General features: G+C 66.4%; 22 protein-coding genes and 1 pseudogene. 8 read left to right on the top strand and 15 right to left on the bottom strand.

What is annotated here, in order from left to right; genetic code table 11:
• Window positions 1-181: 181 nt before the first annotated feature.
• Together ACT53M_RS05810 and ACT53M_RS05805 are read right to left on the bottom strand one after the other, a co-directional pair.
• Entirely contained in the window at window positions 182-1,159 is a 978-nt protein-coding gene (locus ACT53M_RS05810) for an alpha/beta hydrolase (RefSeq protein ID WP_476232079.1), read from the bottom strand.
• A 63-nt stretch (window positions 1,160-1,222) separates the two neighbouring features.
• A complete protein-coding gene (locus tag ACT53M_RS05805) occupies window positions 1,223-2,800 on the bottom strand; it encodes a cisplatin damage response ATP-dependent DNA ligase (RefSeq protein ID WP_476232078.1) in 1,578 nt (525 codons plus the stop codon).
• 47 nt (window positions 2,801-2,847) lie between these two features.
• On the opposite strand from ACT53M_RS05805, the gene ACT53M_RS05800 reads away from it, so the two are divergent.
• Entirely contained in the window at window positions 2,848-3,666 is an 819-nt protein-coding gene (locus ACT53M_RS05800) for a metallophosphoesterase (protein ID WP_476232076.1), read from the top strand.
• A gap of 87 nt (window positions 3,667-3,753) precedes the next feature.
• Window positions 3,754-4,074, top strand: a complete 321-nt coding sequence (locus tag ACT53M_RS05795) for a hypothetical protein (RefSeq protein WP_476230236.1) — start codon at window positions 3,754-3,756, stop codon at window positions 4,072-4,074.
• A 48-nt stretch (window positions 4,075-4,122) separates the two neighbouring features.
• Here the strand turns inward: ACT53M_RS05795 and ACT53M_RS05790 are convergent, their stop codons facing one another.
• Both ACT53M_RS05790 and ACT53M_RS05785 read right to left on the bottom strand, forming a co-directional pair.
• The gene (locus ACT53M_RS05790; protein ID WP_476232074.1) at window positions 4,123-4,620 is read right to left on the bottom strand and encodes a Dps family protein; all 498 of its coding nucleotides are present in this window, start codon (window positions 4,618-4,620) and stop codon (window positions 4,123-4,125) included.
• A 107-nt stretch (window positions 4,621-4,727) separates the two neighbouring features.
• Complete coding sequence (locus ACT53M_RS05785; RefSeq protein ID WP_476232073.1) at window positions 4,728-5,288, bottom strand: hypothetical protein; 561 nt, start codon at window positions 5,286-5,288, stop codon at window positions 4,728-4,730.
• A gap of 163 nt (window positions 5,289-5,451) precedes the next feature.
• Between ACT53M_RS05785 and rpmG the strand changes: the two genes are divergently transcribed.
• Entirely contained in the window at window positions 5,452-5,619 is a 168-nt protein-coding gene (gene rpmG, locus ACT53M_RS05780) for a 50S ribosomal protein L33 (protein WP_025294449.1), read from the top strand.
• Window positions 5,620-5,742: 123 nt separating this feature from the next.
• Here rpmG and ACT53M_RS05775 read toward each other — a convergent pair.
• Window positions 5,743-6,102: pseudogene (locus ACT53M_RS05775) on the bottom strand (response regulator); the annotation flags it as partial.
• 37 nt (window positions 6,103-6,139) lie between these two features.
• Here ACT53M_RS05775 and ACT53M_RS05770 point away from each other — a divergent pair.
• From ACT53M_RS05770 to ACT53M_RS05755, 4 genes are all read left to right on the top strand, one after another.
• A complete protein-coding gene (locus ACT53M_RS05770) occupies window positions 6,140-6,406 on the top strand; it encodes a DUF3572 domain-containing protein (protein ID WP_476232072.1) in 267 nt (88 codons plus the stop codon).
• Window positions 6,403-7,014, top strand: coding sequence for an HAD family hydrolase (locus ACT53M_RS05765; RefSeq protein WP_476232071.1), 612 nt, complete (start codon window positions 6,403-6,405; stop codon window positions 7,012-7,014). The genes ACT53M_RS05770 and ACT53M_RS05765 overlap by 4 nt, the downstream gene beginning before the upstream one ends.
• A 32-nt stretch (window positions 7,015-7,046) precedes the next feature.
• Window positions 7,047-7,511 (top strand): RidA family protein, encoded by a 465-nt coding sequence (locus ACT53M_RS05760; protein WP_476230229.1) that lies wholly within the window; start codon window positions 7,047-7,049, stop codon window positions 7,509-7,511.
• Window positions 7,512-7,774: 263 nt separating this feature from the next.
• Entirely contained in the window at window positions 7,775-8,557 is a 783-nt protein-coding gene (locus ACT53M_RS05755; protein WP_476230227.1) for a TorF family putative porin, read from the top strand.
• 159 nt (window positions 8,558-8,716) lie between these two features.
• Here the strand turns inward: ACT53M_RS05755 and ACT53M_RS05750 are convergent, their stop codons facing one another.
• From ACT53M_RS05750 to ACT53M_RS05720, 7 genes are all read right to left on the bottom strand, one after another.
• The gene (locus ACT53M_RS05750; protein ID WP_476232070.1) at window positions 8,717-9,130 is read right to left on the bottom strand and encodes a DUF3035 domain-containing protein; all 414 of its coding nucleotides are present in this window, start codon (window positions 9,128-9,130) and stop codon (window positions 8,717-8,719) included.
• Window positions 9,123-9,644, bottom strand: coding sequence for a signal peptidase II (gene lspA / locus ACT53M_RS05745; protein WP_476232069.1), 522 nt, complete (start codon window positions 9,642-9,644; stop codon window positions 9,123-9,125). Before lspA ends, ACT53M_RS05750 begins: the two co-directional genes overlap by 8 nt.
• Complete coding sequence (locus ACT53M_RS05740; protein WP_476232068.1) at window positions 9,644-12,622, bottom strand: isoleucine--tRNA ligase; 2,979 nt, start codon at window positions 12,620-12,622, stop codon at window positions 9,644-9,646. Before ACT53M_RS05740 ends, lspA begins: the two co-directional genes overlap by 1 nt.
• A 154-nt stretch (window positions 12,623-12,776) precedes the next feature.
• Complete coding sequence (locus ACT53M_RS05735) at window positions 12,777-13,703, bottom strand: bifunctional riboflavin kinase/FAD synthetase (protein WP_476232067.1); 927 nt, start codon at window positions 13,701-13,703, stop codon at window positions 12,777-12,779.
• Between the two features lie 40 nt (window positions 13,704-13,743).
• Window positions 13,744-14,922, bottom strand: a complete 1,179-nt coding sequence (locus tag ACT53M_RS05730; protein ID WP_476232066.1) for a dipeptidase — start codon at window positions 14,920-14,922, stop codon at window positions 13,744-13,746.
• Window positions 14,919-15,395: a dihydrofolate reductase gene (locus ACT53M_RS05725; RefSeq protein WP_476232064.1), complete on the bottom strand. Its 477-nt coding sequence runs from the start codon at window positions 15,393-15,395 to the stop codon at window positions 14,919-14,921. Before ACT53M_RS05725 ends, ACT53M_RS05730 begins: the two co-directional genes overlap by 4 nt.
• Before the next feature lie 235 nt (window positions 15,396-15,630).
• On the bottom strand, window positions 15,631-16,425 hold the full coding sequence (locus tag ACT53M_RS05720; RefSeq protein WP_476232062.1) for a thymidylate synthase: 795 nt from the start codon (window positions 16,423-16,425) through the stop codon (window positions 15,631-15,633).
• Window positions 16,426-16,546: 121 nt separating this feature from the next.
• Here ACT53M_RS05720 and ACT53M_RS05715 point away from each other — a divergent pair, with 121 nt between their 5' ends.
• On the top strand, window positions 16,547-16,939 hold the full coding sequence (locus tag ACT53M_RS05715; protein ID WP_476232061.1) for a JAB domain-containing protein: 393 nt from the start codon (window positions 16,547-16,549) through the stop codon (window positions 16,937-16,939).
• A gap of 1 nt (window position 16,940) precedes the next feature.
• Here ACT53M_RS05715 and ACT53M_RS05710 read toward each other — a convergent pair whose 3' ends face one another.
• The 3 genes from ACT53M_RS05710 to ACT53M_RS05700 all read right to left on the bottom strand — a co-directional run bounded on the left by ACT53M_RS05710 (window position 16,941) and on the right by ACT53M_RS05700 (window position 21,446).
• The gene (locus tag ACT53M_RS05710) at window positions 16,941-17,708 is read right to left on the bottom strand and encodes a class I SAM-dependent methyltransferase (RefSeq protein WP_476232401.1); all 768 of its coding nucleotides are present in this window, start codon (window positions 17,706-17,708) and stop codon (window positions 16,941-16,943) included.
• On the bottom strand, window positions 17,708-18,835 hold the full coding sequence (gene prfB / locus ACT53M_RS05705) for a peptide chain release factor 2 (protein ID WP_476232060.1): 1,128 nt from the start codon (window positions 18,833-18,835) through the stop codon (window positions 17,708-17,710). The genes ACT53M_RS05710 and prfB overlap by 1 nt, the downstream gene beginning before the upstream one ends.
• A gap of 82 nt (window positions 18,836-18,917) precedes the next feature.
• Window positions 18,918-21,446, bottom strand: a complete 2,529-nt coding sequence (locus ACT53M_RS05700) for a penicillin-binding protein 1A (RefSeq protein WP_476232059.1) — start codon at window positions 21,444-21,446, stop codon at window positions 18,918-18,920.
• Window positions 21,447-21,477: the final 31 nt, after the last annotated feature.

Raw genomic sequence — 21,477 nt, 5'->3', positions numbered from 1 at the left:
TGCATTGGCGCGGACCCAATCCGCATATTTCGCTCCTCTCCAGCAGTGGTCGCCCTGACGAAAGCCGTGTCTGCGGGCGTTTGAGGAAAATGGAACAGAACTATTGCTGGATACGCCAGCCAGCACCCGGATGAAGCTGGGGACGGTGGGGCACTATCCATGCAGCTTAGCATAGCGGCGCCTACAGCAGCCCCCGCTCGCGCAGCCAGGTTTCCATCAGCACTGTCCAGCGATCGACGCCTGTGCCGGTCCGGCGAAAGCCAAAGGCATGGCCGCCGCTGCCGAACAGATGGATTTCCGCCAGCACCCCCGCCGCGTCGAGCGCCCGGGCATAGAGCGTGCTGTTGCAGATCTCGTCGACCGGGTCGTCCCATGCCTGGACGAGAAACGTGGGCGGCGTCTCCCTGGTCACATGGATCGCGGGGTCGAGTGTGTCGCCCTTGCGGCAGAGATGGCCGGGATAAAGCGGCAGGGCAAAGTCCGGCCGGCTGCTGATCCGGTCGAGTGCGTCGACCGGCGTATAAGCGGGTTCGACGATGTTGCTCGTCTGCACGACCAGATAGCCACCCGCCGAAAAGCCGATCACGCCGATCTTGTGCGGATCGACATGCCACTCGGCCGCGCGGGCACGGAGCAGGCGGATTGCGCGCTGTGCATCCTCCAGCGCAGTGAGGTGCGGCGGTGTCACGTGGCAATCGCAGGCGGGGTCATAATGGTGATTGCTGTCCGGCACGCGATATTTGACGACCGCACAGGCGATGCCGCGCGCGGTCATCCAGTCGCACGCCTCGGTGCCCTCCAGATCGATCGCCAGCAGCTTGAAGCCGCCGCCGGGGAAGACCAGCACTGCGGCGCCCTTGCCCGGGCGCTTGGCCGGATAGAAGGTGAGCGTGGGCGTGGTCACGTCGAAGATGCCGGTGACCGGCCGCCCCTCAAAGCGCTTCGGATTGACCGAGGTTTCGGCATGTTCGGGCGGGCGCTTGGCATCCGCGCTGTCGGGCGGGCTGCCCGGCCATAGCGGAATCTGGCGGACGCCGGCCGGCGGCTGCCAAATGCCGATAACGGGTGCCGTCGCCTGCTGATGTCGCGCCGCCTCGGGCGCTGCCCCGCCGGCCACCGCCGCCATGACCAGCGACAGCGCCAGTCTAACCCCGACCATTTGCGTCTCCCCCTGCAGGATGGAGCGGCAGCCTCGCACGGCGGCGCGGTGCTGCCAATGGGCTCATGTCACCAGCCGTCGCAGCCCCTCGATCGTGTCGGCTTCGTGCGGCGGCTTGTCGGTGCGGATGCGGGCGATGCGGGGGAAGCGCATCGCCAGCCCCGATTTGTGGCGCCGCGACTCGTGGATCGAATCGAACGCGACTTCCAGCACCAGCGACTTGTCGGTCTCGCGTACAGGGCCGAAGCGGTTGACCGTATGGGTGCGGACATGGCGGTCGAGCCATTGCAGCTCTTCGTCGGTGAAGCCGAAATAGGCCTTGCCGACGGGCAGCAGCTCGCCTTCGGCGGTCCAGGCGCCGAAGGTGAAGTCCGAATAGAAGCTGCTGCGCTTGCCCGACCCGCGCTGCGCATACATCAGCACGCAGTCCGCCGTGAGCGGGTCGCGCTTCCATTTATACCACAGCCCGACGCGCCGCCCGGCGACATAGGGCGAATCGCGCCGCTTGAGCATCACGCCCTCGATCGCGGCATCGCGGGCGCCGGCGCGGATCTCTGCCAGCGCATCGAAATCGGGCGCGTCGATCACGGCGGAGAGATCGAAGCGCTCCCGATCGAGCTGCGGCACCAATGTTTCCAGCCGCGTCCGACGCGCGTGCCAGGGCAGGGCGCGGACATCCTCGGCGCCGTCGAACAATATGTCGTACAGGCGGACAAAGGCAGGAAATTCCGCAAGCGTCTTCGCCGACACCAGCTTGCGCCCCAGCCGCTGCTGCAGCGCGTTGAAACTGCCGGCCTCGCCGCCCTGCGCCTCGCCGCGCACCAGCAGCTCGCCGTCGAGCACGCCTTGTGTCGCGAAGGCCGCTGCCACTTCGGGGAAGCTGCGGGTGATGTCGTCGCCCGCCCGGCTGTACAGCCGCGTCTCGCCGCCGGCATGGACGAGCTGGACGCGGATGCCGTCCCATTTCCATTCGGCGGCATAGTCGGCCAGGCTGACCGCCGTTTCCTCGAGCGGATGGGCGAGCATGAAAGGCCGGAAGACCGGCACATCCTCGGCGCGGGGCTGTTCGGCGCGGCCCTCAGCCCAGTCGAAAAGGCGGGTATAGGGCGGGGCAAGCCCGTGCCACACTTCCTCCACCGCATCGACATCGAGCCCGAACGCCTGGGCGAGCGCAGTCTTGGCAAGCCGGGCCGAAATGCCGACGCGCAGCGCGCCGGTCGCGAGCTTGAGCAGCGCGAACCGTTCGTCCGCCTCGAGCCGGTCGAGCATGGCCGCCAGCGTCGCGGGCGCGTCCGACTTCGATATGGTCGCGAGCGTGTCGACGACCTGGCCAAGCGTGAGGGGCGCCGATTCGGCTGGCGGCCGGTGCGGGCTGGGCCAGAGCAATGCGATCGTCTCGGCCGAATCGCCGACAAAGTCGCGGCTCATCGCATAGAGGACCGGATCGACCCGCGCCTCGATCATCGCGCGGAGCAGCGCCGGCTTCACCGCCGGCAGGTCGAGCGTCCCCGTCAGCGCCGCCATCGCCCAGCCACGGTCGGGATCGGGTGTGGCACGCAGATAGGCGCCGATCAGACGCAGCTTCGCGTTGCGCGATCGCGTGTAGATCAGCCGGTCGAGCAGGTCGGCAAAGGCGCGCATATCAAACTAGATGGGCGCGGCCGCGTCCAGGCGCTAGAGGGCCGCGCATGCGCCGCGCCGTCACCCTGTTGCTTCTTGTTCTGATCGCCTTTCTGTCCATCGGCTACGCTACCGCCATTCGCGACCCCGCGGTGCGGCGGCTGGACGTGCATATGGCCGACTGGCCGGCCAGCGCGCCGCCGATGCGGGTGGTGCTGCTGTCGGACCTGCATGTCGTCGGGCCGGACACGCCGCCGTCGCGGCTGGCGCATGTCGTCGCGCAGGTGAATGCGCTGCACCCGGACCTTGTGCTGATCGCCGGCGATTTCGAATCGCACCGCGACGCTGCCACGCACGAATATTCGCAGGCGGAGATTGTAGCGCCGCTGCGGGGGGTGCAGGCGCGCTATGGCGTCGTCGCGGTGCTCGGCAATCATGATTACAGCGTGGCCGGTGTCGCGCTGCTGCCGCGCCACATGGCGCAGGCCGGCATCACGTTGCTCCGCAATCAGGCGGTGCGGCGCGGGCCGCTGACGATTGCCGGCGCCGACGATCTATCGAGCGATCAATATCGCTTCGCGGCCATGGACCGGGCGGCGCGCGCGCTGCCGGGGCCGACGCTGGTACTGGCGCACGAACCCGATATCGCCGCTGCGCTGCCGTCGCGGTACGGGCTGGTACTGGCCGGACACACCCATTGCGGCCAGATCAGCACGCCCTTGCTGGGGCCATTGTTCACGGCGTCTGCCTATGGCCGCCGCTATGGCTGTGGCGTGTTTCGCGAAGCCGGGCGCACCGTGGTGGTGGGGGCGGGCATTGGCACCAGCATCGTGCCGCTGCGCTTCTGGGCCGTGCCCGACATGTGGCTGCTGACGCTCGGCCGCTAGTATTACGAAGTGTCTCGCGCTTGCCGCAATTCGTGGCTAGCGTGTGGCACGAATGCGATACGCATTCACCTTTGGAGAGCGGATGCGATGAAGCTTGCAGTTTCGTTCGGCCTTGTACTGGCCACCCTGACGCCGCTGGCTGCGAACGCCCAGAATGCGCCGGCGCCCGCCGCGCAGACGGCAACCGCCACGGCTGCGAAATTCACCCTCGATACGCCGATTCAGGATCTGATCGCCGATGCCAAGGCCAAGGCGGTGCTCGATTCCGACCTGCCGGGCCTCAGCAGCCATCCGGCGCTCGAACAGTTCAAGGCGATGAGCCTGCACGCGGTACAGCCTTTCTCGAACGGCGCCTTGTCCGATGAGATGCTGAAGAAGGTCGAAGCCGACCTCGCCGCCATCAAGTGATTCGGGGCGGCCGGCACGCGGAATAGCGGTGCCGGCCCCTTTCCGGCCTTAGCCCTTGCGGCTGGCCTCGAACAGGAACCAGGCGCGTTCCTCGGCCTGGTCGGTCCATTCGTCGACAATGCCGCTGGTGGCATTGTCCCGCGCCGATTCGGCCGCTTCCTTCACGGCACGGAAGCTTTCGACCAGCTTCAGATTGTCGTCGCGCAGCTCGGCGAGCATGTCGCCCGGGGCAACGAACTCGGCATCATTGTCCGCAAGCGTCTGGCGGCGCGCGATGTCGCCGATCGAGCGCAGCGTGGTGTTGCCGGTCTTGCGCACGCGCTCGGCAATCGCGTCGGTCACGCCCAGGATCTGCGTCGCCTGATCGTCGAGCAGCAGGTGATAATCGCGGAAATGCGGACCCGAGACGTGCCAGTGGAAATTCTTGGTCTTGAAATAGAGCGCGAAGCAGTCGGCGAGCGCGCTGTTGAGCGCATCCGCGACGCTCTTCGTGTCGTTGCGGTTCAGGTCGGTGGGAGTCGCCAAAGCTGCGCTATTGTCTGCCATAAATTCCTCCGGTGGGGTTCGATACGAGAACCCAACGAGCGGCATATAGGGCCGGGTTCCAGCCGCCGCAGCGAAATTTTGGCGATCAATACGATCGGATAGGATGATCAGAGCAGCCCGGCTGCCGACAGCCCGGTTACCAGCCCGGCAAGCGTCAGCAGCGCTGCCGCACCCAGCCGTACCGCCGTGCGTGGCAGCGCGTGCCAGAGCGTTCCCGCCAGCGCGGCGACGGTGAAGAGCGCCCATGCCCCCAGCACCGCGCCGGTTGCGGCAAGCCACGGCGCGCCGCCCAGCCCCAGCGCGAGCACAAACAGCGGTGTCGCCCCGCCCGCGCCGAGCACCGCTCCGCCAAACAGCGCGGTAACAAGCGTGCCCAATCGTCCGTCCAGCCAGCGGGGAACGCCGCCGGCGGGCCAGAACAGCGCGATGCCGCTCACCGCCAGCGACACCGCCAGAAAAACCGCCTGCGCGCGCAGCGGCATATGCGGCGCGATCGCCACTGCCGCCGCGCCCGCAAACAGACAGGGCACGCCATGGCCCAGCCCCGCCGCCAGCGCGACGGGAATCGGCCCCGGGCGCCGCTCACCAAGGGCCGCCATCAACAGCGCCAGCCGATCCCCGGCCAGGCTCAGCAGCGCGAGCAGAAAGGCGGGAACCAGCACTTCCATTCGATTTCCCCTTGCGCCAGATGCATTGCGCGGGTGCCGTTAAAGTCGCGTGAAGCGTCCGTCCCTTGACTTTTCCGGCCGATTCGCGCATCCGCCCGCGTCTGTCAGCGGTGCGCCTTGGCGTGCCGCTCTTTTCATTTATCCGAATCGAGGGTTCCGGGTCATGGCAAAGCCGACCACCGTAAAGATCAAGCTCGTCAGCACGGCGGATACGGGCTTCTTCTATGTCACCAAGAAGAATCCGCGCACGCAGACCGAGAAGCTGAACTTCCGCAAGTACGATCCCGTCGTGCGCAAGCACGTCGAGTTCAAGGAAGCCAAGATCAAGTAAGCCGGCCGCGCGGAGGCGTTACGCCTCCGCCGCCCCGTCCGGGGTGTCCGATTCGGGCGAGGACGGGGCTTCTTCTGCAGTTTCTCCCTGCGCGTCGTCCACGGTTGCGACCGGCTCTGCCGGCAACAGCGCGCGCACCTGCTCCATGAAGCGCATCAGCGAGATCGGCTTGGCGACATAGGCCTTGGCGCCCGCGCTCCGAATCCGCTCTTCATCCTCATGGCCCGAATAGGCCGTCACCGCCATGATCGGGATCTGGCGCAGCGCTGTATCGCGCTGCATCTGCTGGATCAGCTCGAATCCGGTGACGTGCGGCAACTGGATGTCCATGATCACCAGGTCGGGCTCGAACTGGCGCGCCGTCGCCACTGCCTCGCGCCCGTCGCGCACCGGCTGGGTGGCGAAACCGTGCGCACGCAGCAGATCGCAGAACAGTTTGAGATTGAGTTCGTTGTCCTCCACAACGAGCACCCGGTTTGGCACGCGCAACCCTTCGAATGATTAAAGCGATACTTAGGGCATGAAACGCGCAGAAACAAATGCGGAAGCATTGGCTTTGCAGGCATTGGTGTGGACGCTGGGCGATTCGGGCCGCGCGAATCGCCTGCTCGATCTGACCGGCCTCGACCCCGACGGGCTGCGGGCCGGGGCCGGCGAACCGGCGGTGCTGGCGGCGACTCTTGGCTTTCTGGAGGCGCATGAGCCCGATCTGATTGCCTGTGCGTCCGCGCTCGACGTGGCACCGACACTGCTGGTAGAGGCGCGGCAGAAACTGGAGCGCGCATGAAGCCCCTGCTGATCACCGATTGCGATGAAGTCCTGCTGCACATGGTCCGCCATTTCGGCACCTGGCTGGATGAGGAGCATGATATTGCGTTCGACATCGCCGGCGGTGACTTTTCCCGCGCGATGCGCCGGCGCAGCGGCGACGGCGAGCTTTCGGCCGAAGAGATGTGGGCGCTGATCGACGGGTTCTTCCCGGCCGAAATGGCGCGACAGACGCTGGTGCCGCACGCGCGCGAAGTGCTGGCACGCATTGCCGAGGTGGCCGACATCGTCGTGCTCACCAATTTGCAGGACCATTGCCGCGAGCACCGAGTCGCCCAGCTTGCCACCCATGGCATCGCGCACCGCGTCGAATGCAACCAGGGTGGCAAGGGCAATCCGGTCGCGCGGCTGGTGGCTGAATTCGGCGCGCCGGTGGCGGTGTTCGTCGACGATCTGCCGGCGCATCACGAATCGGTAGCGAAGCACGCGCCTGAGGTATTCCGGCTCCATATGGTCGCCGAACCGGATCTGGCGCCGCATGTGCCGCCAGCGCCCCATGCCCATGCCCGCATCGACGACTGGCGTGAGGCGGAAGGCTGGATCCTCGACAAGTTCGTCCGGGCTTGACCGCGCCGCGCGGCAGTGGTTGAGCGGCGGCCATGACGACTGCCATCGATCGCAAGCTCGAAGAGCTGGGCCTCACCCTTCCCGAAGCCGCCGCGCCCGTCGCGGCCTATGTGCCCGTCGTCGAGGCGGGCGGGCTGCTCCACATTTCGGGTCAGCTGCCGTTCAAGGACGGCGCGCTGATGACCGGCCGGCTGGGCGAGGACCGCGACATCGCGTTCGGCACCGAAGCGGCGCAGCGCTGCGGCCTGATGCTGGTGGCGCAGATCAAGAAGGCGCTGGACGGCGACCTGTCGCGCGTGAAGCGCGTCGTGAAGCTGGGCGTGTTCGTCAATTCGACGGCCGATTTCGTCGATCAGCCCAAGGTCGCCAATGGCGCATCGGAGCTGATGCAGGCGCTGTTCGGCGATGCCGGCCGCCATGCGCGCAGCGCCGTGGGTGTCGCCGTGCTGCCGCTGGGTGCGGCAGTCGAAGTGGACGCCATCATCGCCATCGACTGAACCCATATCTTTCAGGGTTGCAGAAGCGCTTCCGGCCTCGTGCCGGGAGCGCTTTTTTCATTTGGTCTTATCTTGGTCATGTTGCGGCGCCGCAACAGTTTGTCACGATCCAACTGGCGATTGGGCGAATAATGTTGTGCAACGCAGCGCATTTCGGCAATCAACTTGTGTCGCCCCAAAGTTGCGCTGGCCAAAGAGCCTCCAACAAGCAATGCCGGGCGCAGCAGGTGGGGACCCTTTGGTTCAGAATTGAAAGGGATTCCATGCGCTTCACCATGATCAGCTTCGGCGCGCTGATGCTCGCCACCACCGCCCCCGCGCTGGCGCAAGAAACCGCTCCCGCTCCGGCCGTGACGATCAACGGCACTGCCACGCTGGTCAGCGATTACCGGTTCCGCGGCATCTCGCAGACCGACGGCAATTTCGCGGTGCAGGGCGGCGTGACCGTCAGCCACGCTTCGGGCTTCTACGCCTCGTTCTGGGGTTCTTCGGTTGACGATTATGTCACCGCGCACGGCACGGCCCATCAGGAACTCGACCTGATCGCCGGCTACAAGCATGCTTTCAAGGGCGGCGTGACGCTCGATGTCGGCGCGCTCTACTATGTCTATCCGGGCACGCGCCCCGGCTTCACCGGCGACAAGACTTCTTCCGACTTTATCGAGCCCTATGCCTCGGTCAGCTATGCGATCGGCCCGGTGACCGCCAAGGGCACGGTCAACTATGCGCCGAAGCAGAAGGCGCTGTCGCTGGACCAGGGCCAGACCAATCTCGCCAAGAACGACAATGTCTACCTCGCCGGTGACCTGTCGGCTGCCATTCCCAAGACGCCGATCAGCCTGACCGCGCATCTGGGCCACACCTTCGGCCCCAGCTGGCTGTCGATCGGCAAGGAATATACCGATTGGAACCTGGGCGCCGCCTATACCTATAAGGCGCTGACCTTCGGCATTTCCTATGTCGATACCGACGGCAAGTTCATCACCCCCAGCGGCAAGAATGCCTCGAAGGCGGGTGTGGTCGGCTCGGTCGGGGTCAGCTTCTGATCGCGATGGTTTGACGGAAACGGGGCGCGGTTGCGGCGGCGAGCCGCATCGCGCCCCCTCCGCCAGGGAACAGGAGAGGGCAGGGCACAAGCCCGCCGCAAACGAAAACGCCGGCCCGCGCGCTGCGGGCCGGCGTTTTTTCGTGCGCTGCGCGGTCGCTTATTGCGGCGTGCTGACGCTGGCGTCCTTGCCGTTGCCCTGCGGCGCGGCGATGATGTCGCGGGTGGTCTGGCCCTTGTCGACCACATTGGTGCTCGGGCTGCCCGCCATGCTGCGCGCGCCGATATCGGCGCTGGTGCGGCCGGCGGCGTCGAGGGTGGCGTTCTCCGACGGGCTGCGCGCGGCCGAGCCGCCGAACAGCGCCTCCAGCGCCTGATCGGCCGCCGACGTATCCTGCGGGCGCGCGGCGCCCGGCTGCGGCGGCTGCAGCGAGAAATCGGGCGGGATCACCAGCGGCGCCTGGCGGGCCACGGCAAATTCGTCGGGACGGGTGCGGTCATACCCGCGTTTGCCGCAGGCGGAGAGCGAAGCCATGCACGCCAGGCCGGCCGCGACGAGGACAATCTTACGCATTCAGTTTATTCTCCACTGGGGCCTGCGACTTGGGTGCCTTGTCGCGAACGAGCAGGGCGCGGATCAAGAGGATGACCACGCCGATGGTAATCGCCGCATCGGCGACGTTGAAGACCAAAAAGGGGCGCCACTCGCCGAAATGCAGATCGGCGAAATCGACGACATAGCCGAGCCGCGAGCGATCGAGAATGTTGCCGCACGCGCCGCCCAGCACCAGGCCGAGCGCGATCACGTCGCCGCGCTTGCTCTCGCGCAGCATCCACACCAGCACGCCCACCGCAATCGCCGCCGTCATCAGCACCAGCAGCCAGCGCGTCGCCGGGCTGTTCGCCGACAGCAGGCCGAGCGACACGCCGACATTCTTGACGAAGCGCAGGTCGAAAATCGGCAGCAGGGTGAGCGAATCATTCTGCACCACCAGGCCCAGCGGCCCGGTGACGACATATTTGCTCAACTGGTCGAGCAGGAAGACGATCGCCGCCGCCCCGAAGCCCAGAAACCGTACCGACTTCATCACAACACCACCTTTGCGCAGCGGTCGCACAGCGCCCCGTCCTGCGTCACTTCGGGAAGATGCCGCCAACACCGGCCGCATTTGTGGCGCTGGGTGGGCGTGACCGTGACCCTTTCACCTTCGGCAACGGAGGCGACGATGAACAATTCGGCCAGATCGTCGGCTGCCATCGGCAGCTTCGGCACCGTCACTTCGGCTTCCAGGCTGGAGCGGACCTGCTTTTCGCGGCGATAGGGTTCGATCGCTTCGGTCACGGCCTGGCGCAGCGCGCGCACCTCGGCCCAGTCATGCTCGACCGAAGCGCCTTCGGGCAGCACTGGCCATTCCAGCTCGTGGACCGATCCGTCCTCGCTCGGGAAACGGCTCTGCCACACTTCCTCGGCAGTGAAGGCGAGGATCGGCGCCGCGTAGCGGACCAGCGCGTGGAACAGTATGTCCAGCACCGTCCGATAGGCGCGGCGCTTCGGATCGCTCTCCGCATCGCAATAGAGGCAGTCCTTGCGGATATCGAAGAAGAAGGCCGACAGGTCCTCGTTCATGAAGTCGCCGAGCGCGCGCGCATAGCGGTTGAACTCGAACGCCTCTGCCGCCGACCGCAGCTCCGCATCGAGCGCCGCCAGCTTGTGGAGCACATAGCGCTCCAGTTCGGGCATGTCGGCCACCGCCACCTTCTCGGCCTCGCCGAACCCGTCGAGCGCGCCGAGCAGATAGCGGAAGGTATTGCGGATCTTGCGGTACGCATCGCCGGTGCCGGCCAGCACTTCCTTGCCGATACGGACATCGTCGAAATAGTCGGTCTGCGCGACCCAGAGGCGGAGGATGTCCGCGCCGCTCTCGCCGATGATCTTCAAGGGATCGACGACATTGCCCAGCGACTTGGACATCTTCTTGCCCTGGCCGTCGAGCGCGAAGCCATGGGTGAGCACCGCGTCATAAGGCGCCCGGCCGCGGGTCCCTGCGGATTCGAGCAGCGACGACTGGAACCAGCCGCGATGCTGGTCCGAACCTTCGAGATAGAGGTTGGCGCGCACGCCCTCGCCATAGCGCGCCTCGATCACGAAGCTGTGGGTCGAGCCCGAATCGAACCAAACGTCGAGAATGTCGGTGACGACTTCATAGTCGGCCAGAGCGTAATCGGGGCCGAGCAGCGCCTGATGGTCGGCCGAATACCAGGCATCGGCCCCGCCGGCGCGGAAGGCATCGAGGATCCGGGCATTGACCGCCGGATCGCGCAGATAGTCGCCGGTCTGGCGGTTCACATAAAGCGCGATCGGCACACCCCAGGCGCGCTGCCGGCTGATCACCCAGTCCGGGCGCCCCTCCACCATCGCGCGGATGCGGTTGATCGCGCGTTCGGGCACCCAGCGGGTGCGCTCGATCGAGTCCAGCGCGATTTCGCGGAGCGTGGGGGCGTTATGCTCCCTCTCCCCTTCAGGGGAGAGGGTCGGGGAGAGGGGCATATCCGCAGAGGACGCCGCTTGTGGAGAGTCCCCCTCTCCCAACCCTCTCCCCTGAAGGGGAGAGGGCTTTTGCGGCCTATCCATCGGGATGAACCACTGCGGGGTGCAGCGGAAGATGATCTTCGCCTTGCTCCGCCAGCTATGCGGATAGCTGTGCTGGAAGTCGTCCGAGGCGGCGAGCAGCGCGCCGGCCGCGCGCAGGTCCGAACAGATCGGCCCTTCGGCGCTGACGAACTTCTTGTTGATCACGCTGCCCTGGCTGCCGAGCCACAGCCAGTCGGCACGGTACATGCCGGCGGCATCGACGGCGAAGACCGGATCGATGCCGTGCGCCTTGCACAGCAGGAAGTCGTCCTCGCCGTGATCCGGCGCCATATGGACGAGACCGGTACCCGCATCGGTGGTGACGAAGTCGCCGGGCAGGAACGGCCGCGGCTTCTCAAAGAACCCGCCGAGCGCGTGCATCGGGTGCCGGGCAGTAGCGCCGGCGAGCTGCGAGCCTTTGACACTGCGCATTTCTTCAAAGTTCACAAGCACGGTCGTACCGGGGAACTCTTCACGAGCGGCTGAAGTTAGAGATTGGATTATGCGCTTGCGGAACGTGTCCACCAAGTCTGCTGCGACCAAGAATTCTTTTCCAAAGAACCAGCTGCCCGGCTTCTGATCAGAGACCTTTTCTTGAGAGCCCCAGCCAACCACGCCGCTGCTCCCCGCGCGAATAACGACGTACTCAACCTCCTCCCCATAAGCCAACGCCTGGTTCACCGGGATCGTCCACGGCGTGGTCGTCCAGATCACCGCATGCGCGCCGACCAGCTCGGGCGCGTTCGGCGCCTCGGTGATCTCGAACGCCACGTCGATCTGCGTCGACGTGATGTCCTCATATTCGACCTCGGCCTCGGCCAGCGCGGTCTTTTCGACCGGCGACCACATCACCGGCTTGGCGCCGCGATAGAGCTGGCCGCTTTCGGCGAACTTCAGGAGCTCGCCGGCGATCCGCGCCTCGGCGTCGAACTTCATGGTGAGATAGGGATCGTCCCAGTCGCCCATCACGCCCAGCCGCTCGAACTGCCCGCGCTGCACCGCCACCCACTTCTCGGCATAGGCGCGGCATTCGGCGCGGAAGGCGACGGGGTCGACTTCGTCCTTGTTGAGCTTCTTGGCGCGATAGGCTTCCTCGACCTTCCATTCGATCGGCAGGCCGTGGCAGTCCCAGCCGGGGACGTAGGGCGCGTCCTTGCCCATCAGGCTCTGCGAGCGGACGACGATGTCCTTCAGGATCTTGTTGAGCGCATGGCCCATATGGATGTCGCCATTGGCGTAGGGCGGGCCGTCGTGCAGCAGGAACCGCTCGCGGCCCGCACGGGCCTCGCGCAGCTTCTGGTAGAGGCCAATCTTCGCCCAGCGCTCGAGGATGGCGGGCTCCTTGGCGGCAAGCCCCGCCTTCATCGGGAAATCGGTCTTCGGCAGGAAGACGGTGTCGCGCCAGTCGCGCTGGGTGTCGGTTGCGTCAGTCATGGGTCGCGCGGGATTAGCCGGTGTGGCGGGGGAAGTCATCCCTTTCGCACATGTTCCCCACACCCCTCCCTGCAAGGGAGGGGAAGGGGTGGGTGCGCGCGTCTGCCCCGGCCCCTCCCTTGCAGGGAGGGGGGGCATTCTGACAAGGCGGGAATTACTCCTGCGCCAGCCGCACGCGCGCCTCGGCGGCATCGCGGTGCATCTGTTCGGTCAGCGCGTCGAGGCTGTCGAACTTCGCTTCGGGCCGCAGATAGTCGATCAGTTCGATTTCCAGCACCTGCCCGTACAGGTCGCCCGAAAAGTCGAAGAAATAGCTTTCCAGCAGCTCGACCGGTTCCTCGATGATCGGCCGTATGCCCAGATTCGCCACCCCGTCGAGCACGCGCCCGTCGGGCAGCCGCCCGCGCACCGCATAGACGCCATAGGTGGGGCGCAGATAGTTGCGCAGTACCATGTTGGCGGTGGGAAAGCCCAGCTGCCGGCCCAGTTGCGCGCCGCCCTCTACCACTGCCTCGATCGCGAACGGCCGAGTGAGCAGCGCCGCGGCCGCGCGCGGGCGGGCTGCCTGCAGGTGCGCGCGGATGCGGCTGGAGGAGACGACATCGCCGTCAAACGCCACCGGCGCTACCGTCTCTGCTGCAAAGCCCAGTTCGGCGCCCAGCGTCGCGAGCATCGCGACATCGCCCTCGCGGCCCTTGCCGAAGGTGAAGTCTTCTCCCGTCACCACGCCCGCTGCGCCGATCGTGTCGACCAGATGCTCGGCGAACTGGCGCGCGGTCAGCCGGGCGAGCGTCGCGTCGAAATGGAAGACCAGCATTGCATCGGCGCCCGCCGCGCCGAACAGCCGCTGGCGCTGGTCGAGCGTGGTCAGCCGGAAGGGCGGGGCGTCCGGCTGGAAGAAACGGCGCGGATGCGGATCGAAGGTGGCAACGATTGCCGGCCGCCCTTCTGCCCGCGCGCGCGCCACGGCGCGACCGACCACGGCCTGATGACCCAGATGGAAACCGTCGAAATTGCCCAGCGCGACGATCGCGCCCCGAAGGGAAGGCGGAACCGCCGAGCCGCCGTCCAGCCGCTGCATGGCGCGGCTATAGGCATTGCCCGGCGCGATGCCAATGGATTCAGGCCTTGCCCGGCGCCATTCCCGCGCGGAGCACGCGCAGTACATTGCCGCCCATCACCTTGGCGATTTCCGCTTCCGAAAAGCCGCGGTCGACCAGCGCCTGCGTCACTTCGACGAGCTGTGACGAATCGAAAGCCGTCGTCACCGCGCCGTCGAAGTCCGATCCCAGCCCGACATGGTCGATGCCGACCAGATCGCGGACATGGGCAATCGCATCGGCCACCGCCTTGGGGCTGGTCGAGCAGATCGCCGCATCCCAATAGCCGATGCCGACCACGCCGCCGGTGCGGGCGATGCCGCGAATCTCGTCGTCGGTCAGGTTGCGGTTGACCTTGCAGGTCGCCTGCACCCCGCCATGACTGGAGACGACCGGCCGCTTGGCCATCGCCAGGATGTCGGCGACGGCCTTGTGGCTGGAATGGGCGACATCGACCACCATGCCCAGCGCCTCCATCCGCCGCAGCACCTGCCGGCCGAGCGGGGTGAGCCCGCCCTTCTCCATGCCATGCATCGATCCGGCGACGCCATTGTCGAAGAAATGCGCAAAGCCCGCCATGCGAAAGCCCGCAGAATGGAGCTTGTCGAGATTGGCGATGTCGCCTTCGATGTCCTGCAGCCCTTCGACCGAGAGCATGCCGCCGACCACCTTTTCGCCCTTCGCGCGATCGGCGAGCAGCCGGTCGAGATCGGCAGGCGTGCGGATCACCCGCAACTGCCCGTCCGAGGCGCGGGCGGCGCGGTCGAGCTTTTCCGCATGCCAGAGCGAACGCTGGAGCAGCGACGTCCAGGTACGCGGCGGCTGGAGCTGGGCGATCGTCAGCAGGGTGATGTTGTCGGTATCGGCGCCGTTGGCGTCGTAATTCTGGTGCTTCGGCGTCTTGGTGACCGAAGAAAACACCTGCAGCGCGACATTGCCGGCGAGCAGGCGCGGCAGATCGACCTGGCCGCGTTCGGCGCGGTCGAGCAGGCTGCGGCGCCACATCAGCGTGTCCGCGTGCATGTCGGCGATCTGCAGCCGGGCATGGAGCGCGCGGGTCTGTGCCGTCACCTTGGGCAACGGGGCGGGCACGACCTTGTTCATGCTCGCTTCGACCAGGACCGGGGCGAGCCCGAAAAAGCCGATGCCGGCCAGGGCCAGCACGCCCAGCAGCCCGATCCCGATCGCCCGCTTGTTCATCCCATCCGCTCCAAGGTTACGAAGCTGTAGGCGGGGCGCCCCGCTTCGCTGGGATGATCCTCGCGCGCAACTTCGCGCCATGCAAGCGGATCAAAGGGCGGGACATGCGCATCGCCTGCGGCATCGACATGCACTTCGGTCAGCTCGATGCGGTCGGCGCGCGGCAGAAACAGCGCGAAAATCTCGGCGCCGCCGATGATCGCGGCGTCGGGGCCAGACAGCGCCAGGGCTTCGTCCGGCGCGTGGGCCACTTCGGCACCCTCCGCCTGCCAGCCGGTGTCGCGCGTGAGCACGATATGGCGGCGGCCGGGCAGCGGCGCCGGGAAAGACTCGAAGGTCTTGCGGCCCATCACCATCGGCTTGCCCATGGTCTGCGCCTTGAAGCGCTTGAGGTCCGTCGGCAGCCGCCAGGGCAACTGGCCGTCCTGGCCGATAACGCCATTATCGGCGCGGGCGAGGTGGAAGGTGATCATCGAAAATCCGCCCCGCCCGCTCTTGCATTCCCCTCCCTGAAAGGGAGGGGATCAAGGGGTGGGTGCGCGCGTCTGCGCGCTACGCAGACTCCAGAAACCCCGTTGAAAGCGAGTCCCGCCGCCTGACGGCGGCGGACCCACCCCCAGCCCCTCCCTGCAATGCAGGGAGGGGAATAGGAACGGACAATAAGGCCCCCCTCCCCGTTCCGGGGAGGAGCGTATTGCGGGTGCTCCATCACACCGCGACCGGCGCCTTGATATGCGGCTGCGCCACATAGTCGTGGATCGCGAAATCCGCATAGTCATAGGCGTCGATCGACGGCGCCTTGCGCAGGATTTCCAGCCGCGGCAGCGGTCCCGGCGTGCGGCTCAGTTGCTCGCGCGCCTGGTCGAGATGGTTGAGGTACAGGTGGCAGTCGCCGCCGGTCCAGACGAACTCGCCGACCTCCAGCCCGGCCTGCTGGGCGAGCAGATGGGTGAGCAGCGCATAGCTGGCGATGTTGAACGGCACGCCCAGGAATATGTCGGCCGAGCGCTGATAGAGCTGCAGGCTCAGCCGGCCGTTCGCGACATGGCACTGGAACAGGCAGTGGCACGGCGCCAGCGCCATCGCCCCCAGTTCGCCGGGGTTCCAGGCGGAAACGACCATCCGGCGCGAGGCGGGATTGGTCTTCAGCGTCTCGATCAGTTCGGCGATCTGGTCGATATGGCGACCATCGGCTGTCTCCCAGTCGCGCCACTGCTTGCCATAGACGGGGCCGAGATCGCCGTTTTCGTCGGCCCATTCGTCCCAGATGCTGACCTTCTGTTCCTGCAGCCAGCGAACATTGGTGTCGCCACGCAGGAACCAGAGCAGTTCGATCAGGATCGATCGGATATGGAGCTTTTTGGTGGTCAGCAGCGGAAAGCCCTGGCGCAGGTCGAACCGCATCTGCGCGCCGAACACGCTGCGCGTGCCGGTGCCGGTGCGGTCCATCGTCTCCACGCCTTCGTCGAGCGCGCGGGCCATCAGATCGAGATATTGGCGCATGGCGGCAGTCTAGCCGGGGCGAGTGGCGAAGTCATGCCCCTTCCGGCGCCGGGTCGCTTTGCTCCGAAGCGGATGGGCTTGTGGTTCCGCCGATGGGCCGGACAATGGCAGGTCGGCAGGCATGGGCGTGAACGACGCATCCGGGCATATTCGCCAGCTTGCAGACGCGCTGCGCCTGTTCGGCGGAATCGCGCACAGCGAGGTGGAGATAGCGGTCTTCACCTATCTCAATCGCGGGCAGCGCATTCTGGGCGTGCGCCATATGCATGGTGGCTTGCCCGACCGGCTGGAACTGCGGCTGCGCGACGTGGTGCGCGACGCGCTGAGTTTCGACGCGGCCGGCATGGTGATGGCGCATAATCACCCCAGCGGCGATCCGACACCAAGTGCGGCCGATCGCGAAGCGACGGGGTGGGTCGTGCGAGCGATGGCGCCGATCGGGATTCGCCTGCTCGACCATCTGGTCGTGGCGCGTGGCGGTACCACCAGTTTCCGGGAACGCGGCTGGCTTTGAGCTACTCGTGGCCGCCGGTGTTGCTGGGCGTGACGGGGCGGGCATGGGCGCCGGATTTGCAGGCGCGGATCGTTTCCGGCTCCGGGCGTTCGCCGCGCGCCTCGAACTGGGCGATATAGCCGCCGGCCGAGGGCATCGGCCGCATCGACACCTGCGCATAGCCGACCGCAGCGAACTCGCATTGCAGAAGGGCGGGCGGGGTGCCGTGATTCGCGGTCGGGCGATCGGCATCGACCACCACCACCCGGCCGCCCGGCGCCAGCGACGGCCGCAACCGCCACAGAAACTCGTAGGGCGATTCGATCTCGTGATACATATGGACCATCAGCACGCGATCGAAACTGTGCTCAGGCAGGCGCGGATCGGCAGGCAATCCGAGGCGAACGCTGACGTTGTCAAGCTTCTCCCGCACCACACGAGCCGCCAGTGCGCTGATATATTCGGGCACGATGTCTTCGGCGACGACGCGGCCCTTTTCGCCCACCCGCTGGCCCAGGCGGACGGTGTAATAGCCTTCACCGGCGCCGATATCGGCCACGGTCATCCCCGGCTTGATGCCTGCCATTGCCATCACCTGGCCGGCTTCGTTCAGCCGGTCGCGGGCTTCTTCGTTCGACCAGCGCGACGAGACGATCGTCGCGACCGGACGGTCGGCGGCGGGAAAGCCGGTATTGGGCTCGGCGCCGTTGCCTTGCGGCGCGGTCTTGCCGCCGTCGCACGCCGCCAGTAGCAGCGTGACGCCCAGCAGCAGGAACCGCGCCGACCCGATCAATCGACATCCTCCACGACCACGGCCTCTCCGGTGACGCGCTGCGCTAGCGCGGCGGCCATGAACGGGTCCAGCGCGCCGTCCAGCACGTCTCCCGGCGCAGTCGAGGCGACGCCGGTGCGCAGATCCTTCACCAGCTGATAGGGCTGGAGGACATAGGATCGGATCTGGTGGCCCCAGCCAATATCGGTCTTGGTAGCGTTGACCGCATTGGCCGCCGCTTCCCGCTCGGCCAGCTCGCGCTCGTACAGGCGGGCGCGGAGCTGGTTATAGGCCTCGGCACGGTTCTTGTGCTGCGAACGCTGGTTCTGGCACTGCACGACGATGCCGGTCGGCAGGTGGGTGATACGCACTGCCGAATCGGTGGTGTTGATGTGCTGTCCGCCTGCGCCCGAGGCGCGGTAGGTGTCGATGCGCAGCTCACTCTCGTTGATCTCGATATCGATGTTGTCGTCGATCACCGGATAGACCCAGACGCTGGCGAAGCTGGTCTGGCGGCGCGCATTCGAATCGAACGGGCTTATGCGCACCAGCCGGTGCACGCCGCTTTCGGTCTTGGCATAGCCGTACGCATTCTCGCCCTTGAGCAGCAGCGTCGCCGACTTGATTCCGGCCTGTTCGCCGGCGTGATAGTCGATCAGCTCCACCTTGTAGCCATGGCGTTCAGCCCAGCGCGTGTACATGCGCTGGAGCATTTCGGCCCAGTCGTTGGACTCGGTGCCACCGGCGCCGGCGTTGATTTCCAGATAGGTGTCGTTGGGATCGGCTTCGCCCGAGAGGAGCGCCTTGACCTTGTCCTGCTCTGCCCGCTCGGCAAGCTGGCCCAGGCTGGCGGTGCCTTCGCTCGCCATTTCTTCGTCGCCTTCGGCCTCGGCCATTTCGATGAGCTCGACCGTGTCGTTCAGCTCGCTTTCGATCGCGCGGGTGGCGGAGATCGATTCATCAAGCCGGCGCCGCTCGCGCATCACATCCTGCGCAAGCTTCGCATCGTTCCACAGCGTGGGGTCTTCGACACGGGCATTTAGCTCGTCCAGACGGCGCAGCGCGCGGTCCCAATCGAGCGAACGGCGCAGCAGAGCGAGGGCCGCGTTGATCTTGTCGACATGTGCCTGCGCTTCGGCGCGCATGGTGAATAACCTCTCGAAATTCCGGATGCCGCCCCATTTGCGGGGTGGCCCGACTGAAACAATATAGGGCCTTAAGCCCGCGCTAGTAGATTCCGCCCTGGCGTTGCAAGAAATCGCTATCGCCCTGGCTGTCGGCCTTGTGGGTGGGGCGATCGCTCGGGCGGGCGGCTGGTGCGCTCGCCTCCATGCTGCCGCGCCGGCCGCGGCGCTGTTCGCCCTCGGCCTTGAACGCTTCCCATATCACTGGCGATAGCGGATCATTGGTCGGCCACGCGCCCTGCACCGGACGGCCGCTGGCGCGATCGATGCGGACCATGCGGGTGCCCGCCGGTGCGACGAAGGGCAGCTTGTCGAGCCCTTCATAGGCCGGAATGGCGAATTGCTTGAAGATTGGCGCTGCGATCAGGCCGCCCTGGGCATAGCCGCCCATGTTCGAAGGCACGTCATAGCCAAGATACAGGCCACCGATCATCTGCGGGGTTCCGCCGACGAACCACACATCGGTGGGGCCGGTGGTGGTGCCGGTCTTGCCCATCATCGGCCGGTTGAGGTCGCGCAGCACGGTGGCGGTACCGCGCTGGACCACGCCTTCGGCGATGTGGACGATCTGGTAGGCGGTGACCGGATCAATGATCTGGCGTGCTCGGTTGATCGGGCGCGGCATCGGTTTGCCATCCCAGTCGCGGGCGTTGCAGCCTTCGCACGGGCGCCAGTTGCGCGGGAAGATGACCTGACCGCGACGGTCCTGGACGAAGTCGATCAGCGTGGGGTTGAGCGCGCGGCCATGGTTCACCAGGATCGAATAGGCGTTGACCATGCGCAGCACCGTCGTCTCGCCCGCGCCCAGCGCATAGGAGAGATAGGGCGGCAACCGGTCCTTCGACACGCCGATCCGGTCGATCAGGTCAACCACCTTGTCCATGCCAGTGGCGTTGGCGATCTGCACCGTCATCAGGTTGCGCGACTGTTCGATGCCCCAGCGCAGCGTGTGCGGCCCGGCGCCGCCCTTGTTGTCGAAATTGCGGAAGCATTTCTGGCCCAGCCCCGCGCCTTGCCAGACGCAGAAGGGGCCATCGACAACGATTGAGGCGGGCGTCATGCCGTTTTCAAGCGCGGCGGCATAGACGATCGGCTTGATCGTCGAACCCGGCTGCCGCGTCGCCTGCGTCGCGCGGTTGAAGGCCTGGAGGCGCGAATCGAATCCGCCCTGCATGGCCAGCACGCGGCCCGTCGAGGGATCCTCGACGACCATGCCGCCGGAAATCTTGGGCACGCTGCGCAGTGCCCAGCCATTGCCTTCGGGCGCCACCGCCAGAATGTCGCCCGGCTTGATTGCGTCAAAGGCATGGCCGCCCTTGCCGCGAATCGGCATCGCCGCGGCCGATGCAGGCATCCGGCCGGTATCGCCATTTTCAAAGCCCAGGGTGACGGCGTCGTCATCGCGCGCAACGACGATCGCCGCGCGCCAATTGTCGTAATCGATGCCGATATTGCGGCCGACAAATTCGCCCAGCCAGTCGTCCTGCCAGTCCTTGGTGGGATCGACATGGCCGATCGGGCCGGACCAGCCGCGGCCATGGTCGAAGCGCAGCAGCCCGTCGCGCAGCGCGCGCTGGGCATAGGCCTGCAGTCGCGGATCGAGCGAGGTGCGGATCCACAGGCCGCCATTGTAGACGCTGTACGGTCCGTCCTTGTCGGTCTCGCCGAATTGCTTGGCGAGCTGGCGGCGCACTTCCTCGACGAAATAGCCGCCGGCACGTTCGAAGCGCGGCGTCTGGCGCGGCACGGTGCCGAGCGGCGCGGCGACGGCGGCGTCGTGCTGTGCCTGGTCGATAAAGCCGTTGCGGAGCATTTCGCCCAGCACCCAGTTGCGCCGGTCGAGCGCGCGGCGGGTGTTGCGGTCGGGGTCGTAATTGGCCGGGCCCTTGGGCAGGATCGCCAGATAGGCCATTTGCGGCAGCGTCAGCTTGTCGAGCGGCTTGCCGAAATAGGCCTCGCTCGCCGCCGCGACGCCGCCCGAATTGCGCCCAAGCTCGATCGCGTTGAGGTACAATTCCATGATCTGCGGCTTGGTAAGCGTATCCTCGATCCGCCAGGCGAGGATGCCTTCCTTCAGCTTGCGCATATAGCTGGCTTCGTTGCCCACCAGCAGGTTCTTGGCCACCTGTTGCGTGATGGTGGAGGTGCCGCGCGGGGTCTGGCCGCGGATTGCGCCTTCGGCGGCGGCGCGGACCAGGCCGGGGAAATCGAGCCCGTGGTGGCTGAAGAAGGTCCGGTCCTCCGCCGACATGAACGCCCGTACCAGCAGCGGCGGATATTCGGCATAGCTCAGCTGGACGCGACGCATCTGCGCATAGGCGTGGATCGGCGTGCCGTCGGCCGAGCGGACATAGCTCGGCAATTGCGGTTCATAGCTGCGCAGCTTGTCCACCGAGGGCAGGTTGCGCGCGACCAGCAGCCAGAGCAGGAACACTGCCAGCCCGGCGAGCAGCGCCAGCACCGCCAGCACGCGGAACCACCAACGCCGCCTGATCCGCGCGAGAAAGCCGCCGAATCCGCCGCCCTCGCGCCGGATTCGGATGTTCATGCTGGGAGTTTCGCCTTCGGCCATGCGGGCTGGGGTGTAGCAACTTTTGGGCTAG

This window comes from Sphingomonas sp. DMC6 (assembly GCF_056314225.1).
The sequence above is the reverse complement of the archived record's forward strand: the minus strand, read 5'-3'. Positions and strand labels throughout refer to the sequence as shown.